This is a genomic window from Methylobacterium organophilum (assembly GCF_022533465.1).
In the GTDB taxonomy this organism is placed as follows: Bacteria; Pseudomonadota; Alphaproteobacteria; order Rhizobiales; family Beijerinckiaceae; genus Methylobacterium; species Methylobacterium organophilum.
Window position 1 is genome coordinate 2056262 of sequence record NZ_CP092848.1, and the last position, 20841, is coordinate 2077102.

The following is a 20841-nucleotide window of genomic DNA, read 5'->3' on the forward strand; positions in this document are numbered from 1 at the left end:
CCTCCGGTTCGGGATGAACGGCTTCGGGGCTCTGGACGTCACGCCCGACCGAGCAAGGCTGGCAGGCCGCGCGCGACGACGTAGAGGCCGACCAGGATCACCAGGCCGGCGAAGGTGATGGTCAGGGCGCGCTTGTGCCCGGCGAGACGCTGGCCGAGGCGGGCGCCGACGAGGCCGCCGAGCGCGCCGCCCAGGATGAACAGCCCGGCCAGCGTCCAATCGATCAGGCCGGAGACCGCGTAGCTCGCGGCGGTGGCCGCCCCGAAGGCGCTGACCGCCACCAGCGAGGTGCCGATGGCCATGGGCAGCGGCATGGACGTCGCCAGCATCAGGCCCGGCACGATCAGGAAGCCTCCGCCGATTCCGAAGAAGCCGGAGAACAGGCCCACCGCGAACCCGATGCCGAGCAGCCAGGGCAGGAGCACCGGGGCGCTCCGTTTGGTCAGGCGCACGTCCGGATCGCCCTCGCCGCGCCGCCGGCGCAGCATCAGGCCGCCGACCGCCAGCATCACGAACCCGAACAGGGCGAGCAGGCTCTGCCCGTCGACCGCCCTGGCCGCGGCCGAGCCGGCCAGGGCGCCGAGGACGCCGGCGAGCGAGAACGCCCCTGCGCACCGCCACTTCACGTTCCCGGCCCGCCACTGCGGGACGAGGTTGCCGGCCGCGCTGACCGAGACCGCCAGGGCGCTGGTGCCGATGGCGACATGGGGCGAGTTCACGCCGACCGCGTAGGTCAGGAGGGGCACTGCCAGGATCGAGCCGCCTCCGCCGACGAGGCCGAGGACCACGCCGACGAGCCCACCCGAGCCCGCCGCCAGGCCGAAGGTGACGAAGCTCGCCATCACGCATCCGCCGGCGCGGCAGAGGTGGACGCCGCTTGCCGGGAGACGGCGGATGGCAGGGCCTGGAACAGCAGCATGCCGACGACCATGGCGGCGACGAAGACCGCGGCCCGGGTCGGCACGACCGAGAGGAGGGTCAGCGCCGGCCCGGGGCAGAGGCCGGCCAAGCCCCAGCCGATGCCGAAGACCGCGGCGCCCGTCAGCAAGCGCGGATCGAGGTCGCGCCGCGTCGGGATCTCCAGCTTGGGCGCGAGCACTGGCCGGCCCCGGCGCGTCGCGATGCGGTAACCGGCGGCCGAGACCGTGACGGCACCCGCCATGACGAAGGCGAGGCTCGGGTCCCAGCGGCCGGTCACGTCGAGGAAGGCGAGGACCTTGGCCGGGTTGGCCATGCCGGAGACGATGAGGCCAAGCCCGAACAGCAGGCCGGCCGCGAACGCGGACACGATCCTGGACATGGTCAGGCTCCGATCAGGTGACGCGTGACGAAGACCGTCACGGCGGCGGCGGCCATGAATGTGCCGGTCGCCACGAGGGAGCGGGGCGAGCCGCGGCCGACGCCGCAGACGCCGTGGCCGCTGGTGCAGCCGGCTCCGAGCCGCGCGCCGAAACCGACCAGCAATCCCGCAAGCCCGAGGAGCGGGAGCGAGGCCTCGACCGCCACGGGCGGCCTGCCGCCGCCGAGGCCGGCGTGGACGAGGGGCGCGAGAAGCAGGCCGGCGAGGAAGGCGGCGCGCCAGCCGATCCCGCCGGTGCTCGGCGGCAGCAGGCCGCCCAGAATGCCGCTGACGCCCGCGATGCGGCCGTTGAGTATCAGGAAGAGCGCTGCGGAGGCGCCGATCATGAGACCGCCGAAAACGGCGGAAAGCGGGGTGAAGGTATCCATGGCACTCACTCCTGGACCGCGGTGCCGGGCGTCTCGCGCAGGCTTGGAGCGATCCCTCAGGCGCCGGGGGCGTGGCCGTCGTGAGCGGCAGCGTCCAGCGACGGCGCAACCAGATTAGTGATGTCTAAATTAGAAATATCTAATCAAATGTCAAGGGATGGCGGGGAGACGCCGGATGGTCCGGGACGGCGGAACGGGCCGCGCTCCACACCGCCCCTGGCGTGAACCGCCGGATCGAGGCGGCGCTTCACGAGAGCCTCCGCTGGCACGGGGGCATCCCGAGGCGAGCGGCCGGCGGTCGCGCGAACTGGACGGGAATGGGATCGCGGGCCCACGTCGGCGGCCAACGCGGCGACGCTGGCCGGGATGGCTCTCGGGAGCGGTCACGGACCGGCGCCGGTCACGGCTCCCGGCGGCCGTGGCCGCCTTTCTGCCGCCTCACGCCGTCCAGGACTGGGGCCCGCCGTTGCCTGTCCTGAGGCGCCTCGACCTTCGGGCCGCCCGGGCGATCGATGTCGAGCGCGACGCCCTGCGGGCACGCCGGGGGTTCCGATCCGGTTGGCCCCGGAGCCGACGACCGTGGCAGCCGGGTCGACCACGCCGTCACGGCGGCGCTGGGTGGACGGCCAAGCCGCCGACGCGGCGGAGCGCGCGCCTGGCGGAGCCCTGGTTACCCGATCAGCCCGCCTCCGGGCAGAAGATGTCCTTGAGCGTCGCGAGCAGGCGCGCGGCGCGGGGATCCTCCAGGCGATAGTGGAGCGTCTGGCTCTCGCGCCGGAAGGCGACCAGCCCGTCCTCGCGCAGCTTGGCAAGATGCTGCGAGAGGGCCGATTGGCTGAGGTCCACCGCCTCGGCCAGGCTCGTCACGTCCATCTCGCCCCGGGCGACCAGCAGGCATAGGATGAGGAGACGCTTCTCGTTCGCGAGAAGGCGCAGCAGGCGCGCGGCATCGGCCGCCTTGTCCTGAAGGCGCAGCAGGTCGGTCGTTGTCACCGCATCCATCGACGTCGGCCGCCCTGTATTAGACAACCCTGTTTTAGCTGGCACTAACATGGTGGCTCTGACAGGAATTCCCAACCCTGGCGATGCCGGGCAGGCAGACGTGGCCGGCGCGTAACGCGCTCGACATCTTCGCCCGGCATCGCATGTTTCCCGCGGGAGCATCATCCGTCGAAGCCGGTGAGTCCACCGTGGGACGCAGGACAACCGCGCCTGCGGGCGGGAGCGCGCGCTCGAAGCCGTCCGGGAAGCTCTCTGATGGACGTCTCAAGGCGGCGCCACCGGAATTCAGTCGGCAGCGGCGGGCTCGGCACGCGCTCGGGGGAGACCGCCCGGCAGGTCGCTCTCGCGCAACGGGTTCATGGTCCGCGCCGCGGCCAGCACGGGACGGCGGCGTCGGCCACACCGGGACGGGCAGAGCACACGCGCCCGCCCACGCCCGTCGGCGCCGGCCAGCGACCGAGCCTGCCGATCCCCGGGAACGGACTGTTTCATGCGCTCTTCACGCAGACCCGGGGATCCGCTGTCAACCGCTTGAACTTGCTCACACTCTGCGTCCTTGCTCATTCACGAGCCGGAGCAGGCCGAGCCGCGTTGACCTGGCAAGTGATGAGTGCCTTCCTCCGCCGTTCGCGAAGGCGCAGGCTCCCACGTCGAGGCAAGGCTTCTCCCCAGGCATCGGCACCGGACCCTCCGTTCCGGGAACATGGCGGCCTTCCGAACAGGCCGGGTGATGCCCGCGCAGCGGCCTGCGGAAGCCCGGCCGCTCTTCCTCGTCGCTCATCCAGCCCCGACGTCGGCCATCGCGGCGCGGGTCACCGGGACGACCCGGCCGCTCGTCACGAAGACGATCAGGCCGAGGCGCGCGCCCGTCGCGAGAAGGTATCGGGCCACCTGACGCCGGTAGTCGGCGAGGACCGCCTCCGCAGGATCCACGTCGCTTTTCCAGTCCACCACGATGTCCGGCTTGCCGACCGCGTCGCAGGCAATCGCGTCCACCACGCCCGCCGTCGCCTGGTCCTCGTCGGCGAGGCTCTCGAACCCGAACACGGGCAACTCGGCCTGGAGGCGCTCGCGGATCCCGGCGATCTCGGGAAGGCCGAGCGCCCGGGTCACGCTGGCCGCGACCTCGGCCAGGTCGACCTCGGCCCCGGCAGCGTCGCCGGTTCCGAGACCGAGCTGCCGGGCGAGGAGCCCGGCGCGCCGTCCGAGATCGTCGCCTTCGCTCGCCTCGCCCGTGAGGATCTCCTCCAGCAGCTTGTGGATGAGGATGCCGCGCTCCCGGCTGCCTGTCGGCCGTCCCCCGGGTCCGCGCCCGCCGTCGGTACCGCCCTCGACCAGGCCGGGGGCGCCGGACGTCTCGGGACCCGCCGCATCGCCGCGGCTGGGGACGATCCAGCGCAAGCGGCGCTGCCGGGCGACGGCGGCGGCCTCGGCGGCGAAGATTTCCCGTGTCTGACCGTTCGCGAATTCCGGCGCGACGGCCGGCGTCCCGACCGGCAGCCGCTCCACGTCGATGGACGGCAAATCCGCCAGCCCGAGGTCGACCACCGCCGACCAGGACGTGCTGGCGCCCGGCTCGGCGAACCGCGTGAGCACCAGCGTCTCGCGGGCCCGCGTCGCCGCCACGTACCAGAGGCGGACCCGCTCGTTCCCGACCTCGCGCTTCTCGGCCTCCAGCGCCTCGTCGTAACCGGCCGGGCGCACCCCGAAGACCGGGCAGTAGAGACAGTTCGAGGCGCGGTCGACCAGGGCTCCGGAGACGGCCTTGGTCCGGGTGGTGGTGTTGATCGGGATCACGACGGGCCATTCGAGCCCCTTGGACGCGTGCATGGTGAGCAAGGAGACCGCGGCCTCCTGCGCGTCCGGCCGGCCCTCGACCGTGCGCGTCCGGCCCTCCCAGGCCGCCCTCATCGCCCCCGCGAAGGCCCGCAGGCCGCGCACGGCGAACGGGCGCGACATTTCCAGGAACAGGTCGATGTTGGCCAGCGCCCTCTCGGCGTGGCCGTCGTGACGCTGCTGCACCACCGGGCGCAGCATGAGCGCGTCGACGGCTTGGCTGAGGATGTCGTGCGGTGTCGTGCCGAGCGCCCGCTTCGCCAGGGCCTGCAACCGTTCCAGCACCGGCCGGGCCACCGGATGGTTCACGTGCGCGACATCGACGTGCAGGCGCAGCCTGGGGACGCTCTCCGGGCGCTCCGGGTCGCGCGGCAGTCCGTCGACGAGGTCGAGCAACTCCTCGTCGGTCAGGCCGACGGCCGGCCCCCGCAGCAGGGCCCCGAGCGCGAGCGTGTCGCGCGGGTCGGCGAGCACCCGCGTCAGCGCGATCAGGTCATGCACCTCCTGCCGCCGGAAGAAGCCCTTGCCGGCCTGGGTCGAGACGGGGATGCCCCTGGCCTCAAGCGCCTCCTCGTACCGCCAGAGGTCGCTCCCGCTCGGTGCCAGCAGCGCGATGTCGCCGGCCCGGAGCGTGCGGGTGCCCGCGCGCTTGCAGGTCACGAGCTGGTGCCCGATCAGGCGCGCGCAAAGGTCCGCGACCGCTTCCGCCTCGGCGTCGCGCAGCGCCTCCGCGGTCCGCTTCGCCCCGTCGGCACCGGCCGGCACGTCGAGCGCCGCGATGCAGGGTCCGCGGTCGTGGTCGGGATGGAAGGCGTCGAGCGCCGCGAACCCGGGTTGCCCGACCCCGTTCAGGATGTCGCCGAAGCGTTCGTCCACGTAGGCGAGGATCGAGCGGCAGGACCGGAAGTTCGTCGAGATCGCGAGGACGTCGTCGGGCGAGCGCGCGAGGATGCGGTCGCGCGCCCGGACGTAGGTCGACACGTCCGCCCCGCGGAAGCGGTAGATCGCCTGCTTCGGATCGCCGACCAGGAACAGCGCGCCCGGCCGCAGCACGCGTTCCGTCCACGCGTCGGCCGCGCCGTCGGGCAGCTCGCCGCACAGCCGCCAGAGGATCTCCGTCTGAATCGGGTCCGTGTCCTGGAACTCGTCGACCAGGACGTGGCGGTAGCGGCGCCCCAGCGCCTGCCGCACGGTCTCGTGCGCGCGGAGCAGCGTGGCGGCCGCGGCGATCAGGTCGTCGAAATCGAGCAGGGCGCCGTCGCGCTTTCGGGCCTGGTACCGGTCGAGAACGGTCCGCACCGTTCCGACGAGCCTGGCCAGGAGTTCGCTCGCGGCGTTGGCCTTCAGCCGGCGCCAAGCCTCGCAGCACGCGACGTGCAGGCGCTCGGCCGACGCCTGGAGCCGGTCGGCCTCCGTCTTCGGAAGGCCGACCAGCTTGGCGGCGCCGGCCCACTTGCCTTTGCCCCCGCGGTACTTCGCGAAGTCGCCGTCCGCCTTGCACAGGCTCGCCTCCGCCGCCGCCGTCAGGATGGCGACGAGGTCGGCGTCGGCGACGCCGGTGTCCGGCAGCCGCGCGGCCATCGCCTGGAACGCCCGCACGTTCGCGGCGGTCTCACCCTCGGAAACCCCGCAGCTCCGCTGGAAGTCCGCGAAGGCCTGCACGCTGGCGCCGAAGGCCCGCACCAGGTCGGGAAGGGGTTCCGCCGGCGCGGTGCCCACCGCGCGCCCCTCGCGCAGGCAGCCGGCCACGCGGTCGATGGCCGCCAGGGCCGCGTCCGGGTCGGCCAGCACCATCTCCGCGACAAGGCCGCCGCCGCCGGAGAGGCACTCGCGGAGCCAGCCGTCGCGCAGATCCTGGAAGATGCCGTCCGCCTCCGCCTCGTCGGCGACCCGGGCGCCCGGGTCGATGTCGGCCTCGACCGGGTAGGGCTTGACCAGGCGCTGGCAGAACCCGTGGATGGTGGTGCAGGCCAGCGCGTCGAGATGCTCGCCGGCCTCGACCAGCCGGGCTCGCTGATCCGGAGACAACCCGTTCGGGAGGACGACCCGCAGCTCCTCCGGGACCTGCCCCTCGACCAGCCGGCCGACGACCTCGCCGACGCGCTCCAGCAGCTCGCTGGCGGCGAGTTCCGTGAAGGTGACCGCCGCGATGGATCCGGGGGCGACGCCCGCGGCCAGCATCATGGCGATGCGGCCGGCCATCAGCGCCGTCTTCCCGGATCCGGCCCCGGCCTCCACGAGCAGCGACCTGTCGTGGGCGGTCATGGCGAGCGCGCGCTGGGCCGCGTCGGCGAGGCCCCGGTCGTGGGCGGTCATCAGGCGGCCTCCCAGACGCGGGCGGCCTCGCCGAGCGCCGTCGTCACCAGGTCGTGCTTGCGCGGGCAGTAGGTCTTGTCGGCGTTCGCCGGCAGCGCGAAGGCCAGGTCGTTCCAGGCATCCCGGGCATCGGGGCCGGCGAAGGCGTTGCCGGCCCGCAGGCTCGCGCCGGCCGCGACGAGATACGTGGCCAGCTCGTCGAGGGCCTCGTCCGGCCGTTCGAGCCGGAGGCACAGGGATTCCCGCGGGAAGTGCAGCGAGGCATCGATCGACACGTCCGCGCCGAGGAGCACGCGGGTGGCGTAGCCGTACAGGCACCGCTGCAGTTCGCGGCCGCCGTCGAGGACCGTCCCCGCCTCGCGGGGCTTGCCGGTCTTGTAGTCGCGCACCCGCGCGCTGCCGCGGTCGTGCGACAGGTCGAGCCGGTCGATGTAGCCGGAGATCCGGAAACCGGTGCCGGGTATCGTGACCGTGGCGTCGCTGTCCCAGGGGAGGGGGTGGTGGTCGCGCTTCGGCGGCTGCCCGCCGAACGGGACCTCGACCCAGCTTCCCTGCCCGAGGAGAGGCTGGTCGGGGTGGGTGAGCGCGGCCAGGGCGAGCGCGGCCGTCTCGTCCAGGGTCCGCCGCCAGATCAGCCGCGGCGGGATCGGGCGCTCGCGCTCCCAGACCTCGGCGACGGTGGCGAGGACCGCGGCCAGCGCCCGGCGCTTGCCCGCGTCCGTCGACGGGGCGAAGCCGCCATCCGCCTCCAGGGCGACCACCGCGCGTTCGAGCACCTCGTGCAGGAGGTTGCCGAAGGCCTGATGACCGAGCGTGAGCGGCTCCGCGGCCGCGTCGGCCGTCTCCAGGCCGAGCCCGTAGGTCCAGACGAAGCCCAGCGGGTCGCGCAGGAGCTTGCGCAGCGACCGGGCGGAATGGGTGCGATCCAGGATCGCGAGCACGACCGGGTGGTCCGGCCGGACGCGCCCGTCGTGCGCGGTCAGCTCCGCCCGGCCCCAGGCCCGCCAGCAGCCCGCCGCGCAGATGGCCGGGGCCGTCGCGCGGAACTCCGCCGGCCGGGCCATGAGTCGGTCGACCTCGCCCACGGCGTGGGCCGGGACGCGGTTGCGCCCCAGGTAGGTCTCGGCCGCGCCGAACTCGCGCAGCAGCGGGCTCCTCCCGAGCAGGCGCCCGTCGGGGCCGCGCCGCGGCCGGGACAGCACGACGGCCCCGGCGCTGGTGGCCAGAATCGCGCGGAAGTCGCTCCTGTCGGCCAGCGGCCTGGGGAAGGGGTCGAGAAGACGGGACGGCACGAGATGGTCCGACAGCAGCCGATCTTCCGCGCTGACCTGCGGCCAGCCGCGCGAGCTCAGCCCGAGCAGGCGCACGAAGCGCCGCGGGGCGGCGGCCAGCGCCGAGGCGGGGGCCCAGACGACCGAGGCGCAGGCGTCCGCCCCGTCGTCGATGCGCAGGCGTCCCAGCGTCAGGTCGACGACGGCCGGCGCCCCCTCGATCAAGGCCTTGCGCCAGATCCGGAGCGCCAGGCCGTGCAGGAAGCGCTCTCCCGCCTCCGCCGCGACCGACACGCCCTGCACGAGCACGCCCACGACGTCCCGCAGCGCCGGGACGTGGTCCTGCCCGTCCGGGAAATCCTCTGCCCGGAGGCTGTTCAGCAGCCGTTCCCAGGCCGTCGGGTCGGTCAGCGGCGCCTCGCGCGGAAGGACGCGGGTCCATCGCTCGGGCAACGCGGCGAAGGGACCGGGGCCGTCGCGCAGGAGGGCCGCCAAGCGGCGGACGCCGTCCTGCGAGATCCCCCTGACCAGGACGTCGGCGAGGGCGGCCGCGGCCTGCCCCTCGCGGACGCTGGCGGCGGGCACCCCGTGGACGAAGCGCACGTCGAGGTTCGCCTCCGCCCGGAGCGCGAGCACGACGTCGTCGTACTCCTCGGTGCGGCAGGCCGCGACCGCGATGTCCGCGGGCGCGGCCTGCCCGGACGCCATCAGCTCGCGGGCCCAGCGCAGCGCCTCCAGGACCTCGTGCCTCGGGGTCGCCGCGCTGCAGACCGCGACCGCCGGCCGTTCCGGCGCGCACGTGACGACGCGGATGCCGGCCGCCTCCACCCAATCCGGGACGGAGCGCGGCCCCGCCACCCAGGTCACGGGAACGTGCGCGACCAGGGATGCGACGAGGCCGCGCCAGCACGGCGGCACGTCCGGGAGCCCGACGATCTCGACGGGCCCGAGCACCCGCGGCGCGTGGGCGAGACGCGCCCGCGCGGCCTCGGCGAGGTCGACGGGCCGCATCATCCCGGCCGGCAGGCGGGCGAGGACGGCCTCCTCCAGGCGCCGGACCGAGGCGGTCCGGTCGGCCGGGTCGGCCGACCGCGCCAGGTCGAAGGCGGCCAGCCACGCCTTCCGCACGGTCTCGGCGGCGGCGTCGACCATGCCCGGCAGCGTCTTGATGGGATCGAGCTCGCCGAGGTCCGTTTCGGCGAGGGCGGCCGGCAGAAGGCTCTTGAGCGTCTCGTCGTCGACCGGTCGCGCGAAGCCCCCGGCGAGGCGCGCCACCATGCGCTCCACGGGCATGAGCTGGACGCCATGGTCGGACCGGCGCGCGGCGGCCAGCCGGCCGTCCGACATGGCGAGGCGGCCTTGGATCACCACCGTCCGGCGCGCCATCATGCGAATCATTTCCCCGACCGTCGACCGTCACCCATCTCCGGCGAGGCTGAAGAAACGGTCAAGCTCGTACGAGTCGCCCCGGCCCAGCCGTGCACAACCTGCTCGAACCTGACGATGGCCGAGGCTTTGGCTCCGCGCCCGGGCGCGAGCTTGCGCGCTCTTCCCGGCGCGCCCGTGCCCAGCGCGGCCCGCTCGGGGTCGCCAGCTTCCCCTGGGCCCGCTCGGCCGCGCCCGTCACCGGGCGTCAGGCTTCGGGCACGCCGTCGAGCATCTCGGCGGCCAAGCCCGGCATCCGCGCCAGGACGCCCTCGTTTCGCCGGGCCCAGAAGCGCCGCAGCAGCGTCTCCGGAACATGCTCGTCGTACTTCGCGGTCTGGATGGTCCCGACGAACTCCGCGACGGCCGCGAAATCGCCCGGCACCATGCTCGCAACCCTGCGCAGGACCGCTCGGGCGTCGTCCGGGCTCACCCCGGGGAGCGTGACGCCAAGGTCGTGCGGCTCCGCCGGCAACCCGAGCATCGACAGGATGACCGCCAGGACGTCGCACGTCGCGCTGCCGCGCCACGCGAAGAGGTGAAGGTCGCGCCCGGTGTGCACCATCCGGGAGCGTCCCAGACCGAGGCGGCGGTAGGCCGACCGCCCCTCCGCGAGGAAGGTGCGGGCCCGCGCGTCGAGGTAGGCCGGCACGTCGTCGGCCTCGAAGACGCCGCGCATCTCCGCGAGGAGGCGGTCGTGCGTGGGCTCGGCGAACAGCCGCTCGAACTTCGGGATCACCCCGCCCCGGTGCGCGGAGACCTGCAGGACGTGGGCCCGCTCGTCCACCTCCTCGACCAGCCAGCGGCGCCCGGCGAAGACGACCAGGGTGCCCTGGGCGACCGCGTTGGTGAGCGGGATCGTGCCGAGCGCCCGGGTCCCGGCGACCAGGCGCCACTCCGCCCCGCTGTCGAACAGGGCGTAGAACTCGCGCGCGTGGACGAGGCGCTCGCCGCGCTCGCCCAGGAGCAGCGTGCCGTCCGGCGCCTGCTCGATGAGGCCCACCCCCGTCCGGGCCGCGCCGCGCAGCAGCTCCGCGAAGTCGCCCGGCGTCACCGAGGCGAACACCCCGGGACCGCAGAGAAGCCGATGGAGCGCGTCGGCCCGGGCGCCGCCGCGCTGCGCGATCACGGACAGGACCTGGTGCAGCAGGGCGGTCGCGAGCGCGGCGTCGCTGGCCAGCGGCGGCTCCACGAAGCGGGCGGCGAGCAGGCGGATGGCCGCGACCGCGCGCACCGCGTCCTGGCGAAGCTCGTCGAGGACCGAGGAGCGCGTGTCGAGCTCCTGCTCGCGGACGTAGATCCGGAGGATGGCGGGCACGCCCGGCCGCCGCCCCGTCCGGCCCAGGCGCTGCCGCAGCGACGCCAGCGAGCGGGGCGCGCCGACCTGGGCGACGGACCGCACCGAGCCGATGTCGATGCCCAGTTCCAGGGTGGAGGTGCAGACCGCGGTGGTCGGCAGGGACGCGTCCTTGAGGCGGCTTTCGAGCTCCTCGCGCAACTCCTTGGAGAGGTTGCCGTGGTGCGGGAAGAACTCGTTGGGGACCTCGCCCCGTTCGGCCCGGCGCCGCAGCCTGTCGGAGAGGGCCTCCACCAGCCGCCTGGAGCCGCCGAAGACCAGGTTGTTGCTGCCCCTCAGCGAGGCGAACAGGTGGTCCGTGATCGCGTCGAGTGCCGGCACCGGCCCTGCGCCGGCCGCGCCCTCCGCCTCGGCCCCGTCGGTGCCGTCGGCGTCGAGCGGCTCCAGGTAGCCGAGGATCCGAAGCTGGAGGTCCAGGCCGGCCCCGCCGTCCTGGAGCAGGCGGACGCGCTCCGGCGCGGTCGGGCGAAGCCAGGCCGCCGCAGCCTCGGCGTCGCCGATGGTGGCCGACAGGCCGACCCGTCGCGTCCTGCCCGGCGCGCCGAGGGCCTCGACACGTCTCAGCAGCGACGCCAGGTGGAGCCCCCGTGGGCCCGACAGGAGGGCATGCACTTCGTCGACGACCACGAAATCCAACGCCGCCAGCAATCGACTGGCATCGGCGGGACGCCGGATCAGCAGGGCCTCGACGGATTCCGGGGTGATCAGGGCGATGCCGGCCGGCTTGGCCAGCATCCGCGCCTTGGCCGATTGCGGCGCATCCCCGTGCCAGCGGACAAGCGGGATCTCCATCCGCTCGCAGAGCTGGTCGAGCCGCTGGAACTGGTCGTTGATGAGCGCCTTCAGGGGGCTCACGTAGAGCACCGCCAGGCCGGGTTCGGCCCGGCCGGCGATCCGGGTCAGGATGGGCAGGAAGGCCGCCTCGGTCTTGCCGGCCGCCGTCGCCGCGGCGACCAACACGTCGTCACCGCCGTCGAGGACGGCGTCGATCGCGCGCGCCTGGATGTCCCGCAGCCCCGTCCAACCCTGCTCCCGGATCCAGGAGCGGACCTCCGGGGCGAGGCGGTCGAAGGCCCCGTCGCGGAGGCGCCGCTCAGAGGCGGAAGCTGACGAGCTCATCGCCGGGCGCCGGGCTGGAGGGGACGTCGGCGTCCGCCCCGGCGTCATCTGCCTGGTCGTCGCTGCGGACCTCGACGTGCCCGAGCAGCTCCTTCCAGCCCGTGCCGGGGTTCTGCTCGATGACGGCAAGCAATTGAACGAAGGCGCGGATCGTGTTGCGCGGCGTCCGGAAGTAGGCCTCGCCGATCCGGTCGTTGCAGTGACCCATGAAGGCGCCGAGCGCCTCGTCCGGCACGAGGTGCCTGGCGGGGTCGCCGCCGGCGAACACCGCCCGGATGTTCGACAGCAGGATCAGCATGTCCTCCGGGGTCAGGTTCTGCAGCCGGATCACCGGGCCCGACAGGTCGACCAGGCCGCCCTTCGCGAAGGCATTCTCCGCCAGCCGGCTCTGGAGCGCCTGGTAGCTGTACAGCCCGCGGCGGGTGTCGAGCAGGAATTCCGGCGTGCCGCCCAGGGCCAGGCCGAGCCCGCGCACGTTCCCCTGCAGCACATCGTTGAGGATGCGCAGGACCTGCTCGAAGTTCTGGTTGCGCGCCTGCGCGCTCTGGAGCTTGTACAGGTTGACCAGCTCGTCGAAGACGACGAACAGGCCGCCGTAGCCCGCGAGCCGGACGAAGGCGGCGAGCAGCTTGAGCGCGTCGTAGACGTTGTCGTCGTCGACGATGGTCCGCACGCCCAGCGCCTGCCGGGCCTCGGTCCGCGTCGAGAACTCGCCGCGGAGCCAGCGCAGGGCCGCCGCCTTCAGCGCCTCGTTCCCGTCCTCGCTCCCGCGCCAGTACGCCTTCAGGACGACCGCGTAGTCGTAGCCCCCGACCTCGTCCTGGAGCGGCGCGAGCCTGCGGTCGATGACCCGCTCGACGGGCAGGCCGGCCTGTTGCGCCTCCTTGACCGCGTCCGTGACGAAGCGCTCGACGACGCTGCCCAGGGCGCCCCCGTCCGGCTTGGTGCGGGTCGCCATGTTGCGCAGGGCCTCGGCGTAGAGGGCCCGCGCCTGCCCCGCGCTGGCGTGCAAGCGGCGGTCCGGCGCGAGGTCCGCGTGCACGGTGACGAGCTTGCGTTCGAGGGCGACGAGCCGGACCAGGTTGAGGAAGAAGGTCTTCCCGGCCCCGTACTCGCCGATCACGAACCGGATCGAGGACCCCTCGTCGGCGACGCGGTCGATGTCGCGCACCAGGGCGGCGATCTCGGCGGCGCGCCCGACCTGGACGTGGCGCAGGCCCGTGCGCGGCACGACGCCGGCCGAGAGGGCCTGCAGGATCGCGTCACGGTCCCGCGGGCGGATGGTCGGGGCTGGCTGCATGGGGCTAGGCGGTGGTGCTGGGGAGCAGGTGGAGGCGAAGGTGGGCCGCGATGGTGACCGGGTCGTCGTGCTCGATCAAGGCCTCGTCGAAGCGCTCGAAGCCCCATTCGTTGATGGTCTCAAGCGCCCCGTCGGGAAACAGGCCGTTCGCGCGGGCCGCCCGGTCGAACGCCTCGCGCGGCATCGGGTCCGGGGATGCGGCGACCGCGGCGAGCAGGCCGGCATGGGCCGGATCGAGCCCGGCCGGGCCCGTGTCCGCCGGTGCCGGCGCGGGCGCTTCCGGGGCGACGCCACCCGGCGGCGAAACCGTGCCCGCACCTGACCCGGGCGCCGAGTCCTCGACGAAGATGTCCGAGAGCAGGCTTGCGACCGCCTGCGTCTCGCGGCGAACGCGCTCCAGCCGCGATGCGTCGATGACGACGCGCCCGGAAGCGCGGTCGCCGACGTCCCCGCGCGGTTGGCTCCCGTCGGCGCCCCGCGGCTCCGCCGACGCGGCCGACCCGAGCGGCCCGCGATGCAGGGCGGCGTAGATCCCGTCGGCCGGCAGCGCGAGGAACGCGTGCAACCGTTCGAGGAACCGCACCTCCGCGGGTTTGGCTTGACCGCCGGCCATGACGGCCGCGAGCGCCGCCCGCGCGCAGGCCTGGCGCTCGGACAGGGGGCGGCCCGCCAACCGCCTCAGGATCCCCTGCGGCTTCGGCGGGTTGCGGTGGATCGACAGGGCGTAGGCGGTCAGGCGGGATTTCTCGGCAAGGCTGAGGGTATCGGTGCCCCGGATCGCGGCGAGCATCCCGTCGGCGGCGCCCTGGGACACCGCGCCGTCCGACGCCGCGGCGAGGCATGCGGCCTCGATGACGCCGCGCAGCGCCAGGTACTCGGGGCGTGTCGCGTCGACCGGTGCCCCGGCGGCCCCCTTGAACAGGACGACCGCCGCATCGGCGTCCGAGGCCGAGGCGCCGGCGCGAGGTTCCGGCCCGTAGCGGCGGTCCGGTTCGATGCCGATGCCGACCCGGTCGAGCGCTTGGCAGAGCTGCGTCACGCCGGCCTGCGGCACGCGGCCTTCCTCCGGCAGCGGGATCTCCATCACCTCAAGCAGCCGGCGCAGGGACGTGGCCGGCATGGCCGCTCCGGCGGCGAACAGGGCCTCGCAGCGCTCGCCGACGGCCGTCCACGCGTCGCCTGCGCAGGCCAGGTCCGGCGGCAGGAGCAGGGCCGCCTGCACGCTCCCGCGGGCGTCCGGGCGCCTGCCGACGAAGCGGCTGAACGCATCGAGCTCGTCGGTGCAGGCCTCGACGAGCTCGCGGAGCTTCCTCACGGGGGCGGAGACGGCAGCGATATCGGGCAGGGACCCCGGCGCCTTGAGGTCCACCTGGAACGTCGAACTGGCGGCTCGATAGGACGCCTTGATCCGCGCCTTCGGCGCGCCGACCTTGAGTCCCTTCGGGTATTTGGCCGGGAACCGGAGGCGCCAGAGCGCCGCGAACTCGTCCGGGCATCGCGTCACCGGCGTGCGGAAGCCGCGGTCGGGCAGGCCCGCCAGCCAGAGGAGGGCGTCGTCCGCGTCGAGGGGCTGGCCGTCGGCCAGCTTCCGGCCGAGATGGACCCTGACGGCGAGCGGCAGTTCGTAGCTGTAGAAATTCGGGTCGAGGTTCAGCTCGGGACGCCGCTCCTCCGCCGCGGGCACCAACAGCCGGGCGGCCTCGACGAAGCTCCGCGCATAGGCCTGGAACGAGCTGTTCGCCCCGTAGATCGCGCGCAGGCGCTCGACCTCCGCGACCAGCACGGGCGCGTCGGCCGCGACCCCTTCCTTGAACAGCCGGTATTCCAGACCGTAGAAGTACAGGAAGACGAGCGCGATGCTGGCCGCGGGGTCGGAGCGCCCCCCGGCCAGCCAGTCCAGGTAGGCGCGGCGGCCCGCCGGGTTCAGCCCGTCGTACCGGCACCAGTAGGTCAGGCCGGTCGCCGAGCCCCGCCCCGCCTTCGCCACGGGAAGCGCGGGATCGATCAGGCAGTTCTCCCTGCGCCACGGATCCGACCCGAGCTTCTCGCCGACGTAGATCAGCCCTCCCGTCACCGTCAGGCCCTGGATCTCGACCGGTTCGCCGGGAGGGACCCAGCGCGCCGACCGGCCCCGCTTGCCGCGCCCCTCCGGCGAGGGTTGCGGCACGGGCGCGGGATCGTCGGGTAGGGGCGTGACCGTGAAGGCAGGCTCGACGTGCGCCTCGGAGGCAACCGCCTCGGGGGGCCGTCGACCGAACGTGTCTCGCGGTCCCTCGGGCGGGGCGGGCAGGGGGGTCGCGGGGATGGCGAGGTCAGGCGGGTCAGGCGGAGCATGGATCGTGGACGGCGCGGGGTCGACCGGCGCGCTCGCGGCTTCCGTGGTCGCGCCCGCGCCCGTCGCGCGGTCGCCCGAACGGCGTCCGAGGCTCATCCAGCCGACCAGGAGGACCGTCGCGCCCGTGACGAGGGCCGGCCAGCCCACCTGGACGAACTGCATCGCGGCGGCCGCCAGCGCCACGGCCGATCCGAGCAACAGAAGGCCTTCCCGGGCTCGGCCGGCCCCCGGTTCGCGCCCTGCCATGGACCGCGCCTCACCGCTCGCCACGGCCACCCCTGCGCCCAGCAGGGTCGGCGCGCCAATCCCGTGCCCGAGCCCGGCCCTCGGCAGGGCTGCACCGGCGCTGCGCCACGGGTCCGACAGGCCGGGACGGCGCGCCGGCAAGGTTCGCCGCCGCGGCGAGCCGCGACACGGTATCCGCGTCGAGATGGTGGCCGGGCGCCGTCGCCATCCGGCGCAGGTAGTCGGCCAGCCTCGGGCCGACGGCCTGCCCGGGTTCGAGGAGGATGCGCAGCGCCCGGAGCGCCGTGCCGCGCGGGTTCGGGTCTTCCTCCAGGTTGATGTCGACCGTGCCGTGACCCAGCCAGGCCGCGAACCGCGGGCCGTGGTGAACCCGGTGGCAGCCGCACAGGTACAGCACGGCGTCCCGGTCGAAGAAGGTCGTGTGGACGAGGTCGGCCAGGCGCGTCGCGCGGACGTGGCCGGTGCGCACCGCCCAGGTGGAGGGGAGGGCCCAGACGTCGTAGGAGTGCCGGCGGCCGGCGATCCGGTACCCGCCGAAACGGTTGCGCACGGCGCGGCCGTCGCGCAGCAGCTCCGCCAGGCGCCCCGGCGCGGTGTCCACGACGAGGTCCACGTCCGACCCGAACGCGTCGGCCCCGCCCCAGGCGATGTCGCGGGGCATGCCCCCGAAGATGGCGACCTCGCCGGCCTGGCCCAGGTGGCCGATCAGGTCCGCGATCTCGTCGCCGCCACGGGCCTCGTCCGCGAGGAAGGCCCGCATCCGCCGGCCCAGCTCGGCCCCGTCCCGGGCGCGCCTGCCCGGGTCAGCCATGGTGCCGCCCCAGGTCGTCGCGCAGCGATACCGCGAAGGTATCGGTCATGCCCGAGATCATGTCGGTGATGAGTTGCAACTCCCGGTAGCGCATCGGCATCCGGTTGCCCGGAGCCTCGGCGACCCGCCGGTAGTTCTCCGAGATCCGGGAGTAGACGTAGGCCGGCAGGGCCTCGCGATCCGACCTCAGGTCGTCCGGGTCCTTGCGCTCGACCACGGCCGTCCAGAACATGTCCATGAGCTCGTGGAGCGTGCGGTGGCCGGCGAGCTCGACCTCAAGGACGCTGCGGTGGCGGTAGACGTGGAACTTCGCGAAGCGCTTGAGCGAGGTCCACAGCACGACGGCGTCCGAGGCCGCCATCAACTCCCTGTCGAACGCGCCGGCCATGATGGCGTCCCGGTTGGCGACGAAGGCCCCGACGGCCGCCCGGACCATCGTCCCGATGGCGTCGACGCGGAACATCTGCATCGAGATGTCGTCGAGTTCCCCGGGCGAGAGTCCCTCGTCGCGGAAGTCGGCATGGTAGCGCTCCGCCCGCTCGCAGACCCCGAGGGTGACCTCGTCGTCGCAGGCATCGTGGCGCAGCCACGCCGTCAGCACGTTGAAGTTGATCAGGTTCTTCTTGGCGGCGTCCTCGACGTCCACGACCGAGTAGGCGATGTCGTCGCAAGCCTCCATCACGAAGGTCAGCGGATGCCGCACGCCCTGGCGCAGCCCGGTCTCCGCCCAGACCTCCGCGGCGATGCCGGCCTCGGACTGGAAGAAGTTGAACTTCTTCCGGGCATGGGACGACTTGTCGACCGCGTCCGAGGGCACGGGGTACTTCATCAGGGCCGCCAGGAAGGCGTAGGTCATGTTGAGCCCGAAATCGTCGTTCAGGATCTGCAGCCGGGTCAGCAAGCGGAACGCCTGCGCGTTGCCCTCGAACGCCAGGAAGTCCCGGCGCATCGGCTCGGTCAGGCCCGGCGCGTCGAAGATCGCGAAGGAGCCCGGCTCCTCCGAACGGGGTGTCGCGTGACGCTTCATCCAGGTCTGGATCGCGGTCTCGCCCTGGTGCCCGAAAGGCGGGTTGCCGAGGTCGTGGGCGAGCCCGATGGCCTCCAGCAGGGCCGGCACGTTGCGCAGGGGCTCGACCGACGCCGGGAAGCCGAGCGCCTCGCCGTGGACGAAGGCCAGGGTGGTCCCCATGCTCCGCGCCATGTTCGCCACCTCGTGGCTGTGGGTCAGCCGCGTGCGGACGCTGTCGTTGCGCTCCAGCGGGAAGACCTGCGTCTTGTCCTGGAGGCGCCGCACCGGGGTGGAGAACAGGATGCGGTCGTGATCGCGTTCGTGCTGGGTCCGATCCTCGCCCAGCCTCGGTTCGTGCGCCTTCCCGCCGGGCCTCGGCTTGCGACGCCGGGAATTCAGAAGGGCCGTCCAGTCGAGTTGCTCGCCCATCCTCGGTCCTGTCCCCGCGGCGACGCCGGCTCCGCCGCCTCCCACAACCGCATGACGCATGGTCTACGTTCCGGCTCTCCCGCCCGTCACGTCCGATTCCGGCCGTTGTCCACGGATTCGTTTCCGCATGGTGCCGGCCCGCGTCGCAAGAGGGTAGGGCACCCGGACCGGAAAGGGAACATTGCGGGAACGATGGCGGCGGCGCTGAGGGGCGGCCGGGCAGGCATGCGGCCTCGCACGGATGCCATCGGCAGCGGTCCCGTACGCCTGACGCGGGCGCCGGCGGCCTCCTCTATGCCCGCCGGATCGCGGGAAGGGCGACGCGTCAGCTTGGCTGAACGGCCCGGCCCCCGTGTCGGTACGGATCAAGCCGGTCGAGAAGTGGCAGGCCTTCCGCCCGGTGGTTGGCGTCGCGGATCGGTGCGCCGTAGGGTCGACGGTGTCATGAAGAACGCTTCGACCGCTGCCTATCCCGACCGGTCCGACATCCTTGCTCGGAAAGCGGAAGGGCGCCGCGAGCTCGCCGCCCTGACCTTCGGCGAGAAGATCGCTCGGATGGAGGCCCTGCGCGACCGCCTCGCGCCGATCCGCGCCGCGCGCGAAGCTCGCTTGAGGCGCGCCTCCCTACGTTCCTGACCCGCCGTCGTTCCGTCCCCGGGTTGGGGACGGCGAGGTCCGGATCCCGCGCCGGCGGCCACGAAGCTGACCCGCTCCGCGCGAACGACGCCCTGCCTCGGCGGCTGCCTCTGCCGCCGCGCGGGCGCCTGCGCGCTCGCCCGGCTCAACCGATCCGCCCGAGCGCGGGGAAGGCCTCCAGGATGAGGGCGGCCACGGCGGTCATGCGGTCGGTGATCATCAGCAGACCCATCGCCACCATGACGCCGCCGCCGACCACCTGAAGGGCACGGCCGAACCAGCGCAGGGTCCGAAGGCGCGCGACGAAGCCGGACAGGAACAGGGCCGCGGCCACGAACGGCACGCCGAGGCCGAGCGAGTAGACGGTGAGCAGGGCGACGCCCTTGCCCGAGGCCGAGGAGGCCGTGACCGCCAGGATGGCGCCGAGGACGGGACCGATGCAGGGGGTCCATCCGAAGGCGAAGGCCGTTCCGAGGAGATAGGCGGCGACCGGCCCTCGCCCCGGCGGATCGCCGTGCCAGCGCAGCTCGCGCTGCAGCCAGGCGGGCCGCAGCAGACCGGCCGTGAACAGGCCGAACAGGATCACGAGGAGGCCCGAGGCGAGGTTCAGCGCCTCGCGATGGGCGAGCAGGGCGAAGCCGAGCGCGCTCGCCCCCGCGCCGAACGCGACGAAGACGGTCGTGAACCCGAGCACGAAGCAGAGGCTCAGGCCGAGCGTGCGCAGGCTGTCGCGCCCGCCGGCAGCCGACTGGCCCGCGACGTAGGACACGTAGCCCGGGACGAGGGGCAGCACGCAGGGCGACAGGAACGACACGGCGCCGGCCGCGAAGGCCGCCACGAAGCCCACGCTTGAGGCGTCGATGGCCATGGTCTCAGGCCCGGCGCAGGGATGAAGGCAGGCTCGTCACTCCCGCCCGTCCCCCGCCGCGGCGAAGGTCTTGCGGGGGCGCTGGCGCTCCGCCTCGGTCCCGCCGGGCCCCGGCGGCTTGCGTGCCGCCGCACCCCGGACCGGCTCGCGCTGTCCGGCAAGGGCAACCGGGCCCGAGGCCGGCATCGCGACCTCGCGCGGCCCTGCGGCCAGGGCCTCGGGGCGGCTCACCTCGCCGAGCCCGTTTCCCATCGCCATCATGGTCTCGCGGAAAGCCCGGTGCTGGCCACCGTCCTCGTACACCAGCCGGACGGCCGGCGTCCCGCTCGCCACGAGGGCGGCGACCTGCCGCTCGTCGTCCGCCTGCTTCCGCGCGACCGCGCCGGCCGTGGCCTCGTCGCCGCCGGCATCGAACACGTAGCGACCGCCCGCGGCGCCGACGACCGGCTCGGCCCACGTCACCTCGAAGCGGTCGGACCCCTCCTTGAGGTTCCTCCAGAACGCGACGTTCGGATCCTGCCGATGCCGGGCCAGGTTCTCCGGGGTCATGCGGAACGGATAGGATTGGAACTGGACGGCACGCTGCCCGCCCGCGAAGGCCTCGCGCACCACGGCATAGAGCTCCGAGATCGCCTCGTCCGTCATCGCGAAGCAGCCCCGCGACGAGCAGGAGCCGTGCACCATCAGGTGCGCGCCCGTGCGTCCCAGGGAGCGGTCGTACTCGTTCGGGTACCCGAGGTCGAACGAGAGATAGAGGCTCGAATTCGGGTTCAGGGACGCGGGCGTGACCGCGTAGAAGCCCTCCGGCGCCTGCCGGTCCCCCTCCCGGGTCTTGGGCCCGAGCTGGCCCGACCAGCGGCACATCGGATAGGTCTTCAGGAGGGCGTACCTGCCGTCCGCGCCGCGCTTCCAGAGCTCGATCTCGGATTCCTTCTTGTAGGCCCGCATCAGGATCGGGTCGGCCGCCGAGACCCCCTTGGTCGACATCAGGGCCAGGGTCGCGGGCGGGATCGGCGCGAGGTGGCGCGTCGAGGCCGCGTACTGGCCGTCCTGGCAGGCGGACAGCGCCAGGAGGAGGGCCAGACCGAGCGTCGTCGTCTTCAGCATGTCGGCCTCGCTGGGGTGGGCGCACGAGCCTGGGCCCGAAGGGTTG

14 protein-coding genes are annotated in these 20841 nt (G+C 73.6%); 1 reads left to right on the top strand and 13 read right to left on the bottom strand.

What is annotated here, in order from left to right; all coding sequences use genetic code 11:
• Positions 1-38: 38 nt before the first annotated feature.
• The 11 genes from MMB17_RS09525 to dgt all read right to left on the bottom strand — a co-directional run bounded on the left by MMB17_RS09525 (position 39) and on the right by dgt (position 18184).
• Positions 39-842 (bottom strand): sulfite exporter TauE/SafE family protein, encoded by an 804-nt coding sequence (locus tag MMB17_RS09525; protein WP_066918775.1) that lies wholly within the window; start codon positions 840-842, stop codon positions 39-41.
• Positions 842-1300 (bottom strand): YeeE/YedE family protein, encoded by a 459-nt coding sequence (locus MMB17_RS09530; protein ID WP_012752928.1) that lies wholly within the window; start codon positions 1298-1300, stop codon positions 842-844. The genes MMB17_RS09525 and MMB17_RS09530 overlap by 1 nt, the downstream gene beginning before the upstream one ends.
• 2 nt (positions 1301-1302) lie before the next feature.
• The gene (locus MMB17_RS09535; RefSeq protein WP_066918776.1) at positions 1303-1728 is read right to left on the bottom strand and encodes a YeeE/YedE family protein; all 426 of its coding nucleotides are present in this window, start codon (positions 1726-1728) and stop codon (positions 1303-1305) included.
• Between the two features lie 678 nt (positions 1729-2406).
• Entirely contained in the window at positions 2407-2730 is a 324-nt protein-coding gene (locus MMB17_RS09540) for an ArsR/SmtB family transcription factor (RefSeq protein WP_012752930.1), read from the bottom strand.
• A 777-nt stretch (positions 2731-3507) separates the two neighbouring features.
• Complete coding sequence (locus MMB17_RS09545) at positions 3508-6882, bottom strand: UvrD-helicase domain-containing protein (protein WP_066918778.1); 3375 nt, start codon at positions 6880-6882, stop codon at positions 3508-3510.
• Positions 6882-9542, bottom strand: coding sequence for a PD-(D/E)XK nuclease family protein (locus MMB17_RS09550; RefSeq protein ID WP_153874040.1), 2661 nt, complete (start codon positions 9540-9542; stop codon positions 6882-6884). The genes MMB17_RS09545 and MMB17_RS09550 overlap by 1 nt, the downstream gene beginning before the upstream one ends.
• A 244-nt stretch (positions 9543-9786) precedes the next feature.
• Positions 9787-12054, bottom strand: a complete 2268-nt coding sequence (locus tag MMB17_RS09555; protein WP_012752933.1) for a DEAD/DEAH box helicase — start codon at positions 12052-12054, stop codon at positions 9787-9789.
• Complete coding sequence (locus MMB17_RS09560) at positions 12029-13354, bottom strand: ATP-binding protein (RefSeq protein ID WP_066925038.1); 1326 nt, start codon at positions 13352-13354, stop codon at positions 12029-12031. Before MMB17_RS09560 ends, MMB17_RS09555 begins: the two co-directional genes overlap by 26 nt.
• A 4-nt stretch (positions 13355-13358) precedes the next feature.
• Positions 13359-15887 carry a tellurite resistance TerB family protein gene (locus tag MMB17_RS09565; protein ID WP_238231525.1) on the bottom strand — a complete coding sequence of 843 codons (2529 nt, stop codon included), beginning with the start codon at positions 15885-15887 and terminating at the stop codon, positions 13359-13361.
• A 58-nt stretch (positions 15888-15945) separates the two neighbouring features.
• The gene (locus MMB17_RS09570) at positions 15946-16746 is read right to left on the bottom strand and encodes a hypothetical protein (protein WP_012752936.1); all 801 of its coding nucleotides are present in this window, start codon (positions 16744-16746) and stop codon (positions 15946-15948) included.
• The gene (gene dgt, locus MMB17_RS09575; RefSeq protein WP_012752937.1) at positions 16739-18184 is read right to left on the bottom strand and encodes a dGTP triphosphohydrolase; all 1446 of its coding nucleotides are present in this window, start codon (positions 18182-18184) and stop codon (positions 16739-16741) included. The genes MMB17_RS09570 and dgt overlap by 8 nt, the downstream gene beginning before the upstream one ends.
• Before the next feature lie 444 nt (positions 18185-18628).
• On the opposite strand from dgt, the gene MMB17_RS09580 reads away from it, so the two are divergent.
• Complete coding sequence (locus tag MMB17_RS09580) at positions 18629-18820, top strand: hypothetical protein (protein WP_009861980.1); 192 nt, start codon at positions 18629-18631, stop codon at positions 18818-18820.
• A gap of 145 nt (positions 18821-18965) precedes the next feature.
• Here MMB17_RS09580 and MMB17_RS09585 read toward each other — a convergent pair whose 3' ends face one another.
• Both MMB17_RS09585 and MMB17_RS09590 read right to left on the bottom strand, forming a co-directional pair.
• Positions 18966-19688, bottom strand: a complete 723-nt coding sequence (locus MMB17_RS09585; RefSeq protein WP_012752938.1) for a cytochrome c biogenesis CcdA family protein — start codon at positions 19686-19688, stop codon at positions 18966-18968.
• A 36-nt stretch (positions 19689-19724) separates the two neighbouring features.
• Positions 19725-20795, bottom strand: coding sequence for a L,D-transpeptidase family protein (locus MMB17_RS09590; RefSeq protein ID WP_012752939.1), 1071 nt, complete (start codon positions 20793-20795; stop codon positions 19725-19727).
• Between the last annotated feature and the right edge of the window lie 46 nt (positions 20796-20841).

Excerpts from the sequence above, each read along its gene's own strand:
- MMB17_RS09525 (WP_066918775.1), bottom strand. The coding sequence starts at position 842 with ATGGCGAGCTTCGTCACCTTCGGCCTGGCGGCGGGCTCGGGTGGGCTC.
- MMB17_RS09530 (WP_012752928.1), bottom strand. The coding sequence starts at position 1,300 with ATGTCCAGGATCGTGTCCGCGTTCGCGGCCGGCCTGCTGTTCGGGCTT.
- MMB17_RS09535 (WP_066918776.1), bottom strand. The coding sequence starts at position 1,728 with ATGGATACCTTCACCCCGCTTTCCGCCGTTTTCGGCGGTCTCATGATC.
- MMB17_RS09540 (WP_012752930.1), bottom strand. The coding sequence starts at position 2,730 with ATGGATGCGGTGACAACGACCGACCTGCTGCGCCTTCAGGACAAGGCG.
- MMB17_RS09545 (WP_066918778.1), bottom strand. The coding sequence starts at position 6,882 with ATGACCGCCCACGACCGGGGCCTCGCCGACGCGGCCCAGCGCGCGCTC.
- MMB17_RS09550 (WP_153874040.1), bottom strand. The coding sequence starts at position 9,542 with ATGATGGCGCGCCGGACGGTGGTGATCCAAGGCCGCCTCGCCATGTCG.
- MMB17_RS09555 (WP_012752933.1), bottom strand. The coding sequence starts at position 12,054 with ATGAGCTCGTCAGCTTCCGCCTCTGAGCGGCGCCTCCGCGACGGGGCC.
- MMB17_RS09560 (WP_066925038.1), bottom strand. The coding sequence starts at position 13,354 with ATGCAGCCAGCCCCGACCATCCGCCCGCGGGACCGTGACGCGATCCTG.
- MMB17_RS09570 (WP_012752936.1), bottom strand. The coding sequence starts at position 16,746 with ATGGCTGACCCGGGCAGGCGCGCCCGGGACGGGGCCGAGCTGGGCCGG.
- dgt (WP_012752937.1), bottom strand. The coding sequence starts at position 18,184 with ATGGGCGAGCAACTCGACTGGACGGCCCTTCTGAATTCCCGGCGTCGC.
- MMB17_RS09580 (WP_009861980.1), top strand. The coding sequence starts at position 18,629 with ATGAAGAACGCTTCGACCGCTGCCTATCCCGACCGGTCCGACATCCTT.
- MMB17_RS09585 (WP_012752938.1), bottom strand. The coding sequence starts at position 19,688 with ATGGCCATCGACGCCTCAAGCGTGGGCTTCGTGGCGGCCTTCGCGGCC.
- MMB17_RS09590 (WP_012752939.1), bottom strand. The coding sequence starts at position 20,795 with ATGCTGAAGACGACGACGCTCGGTCTGGCCCTCCTCCTGGCGCTGTCC.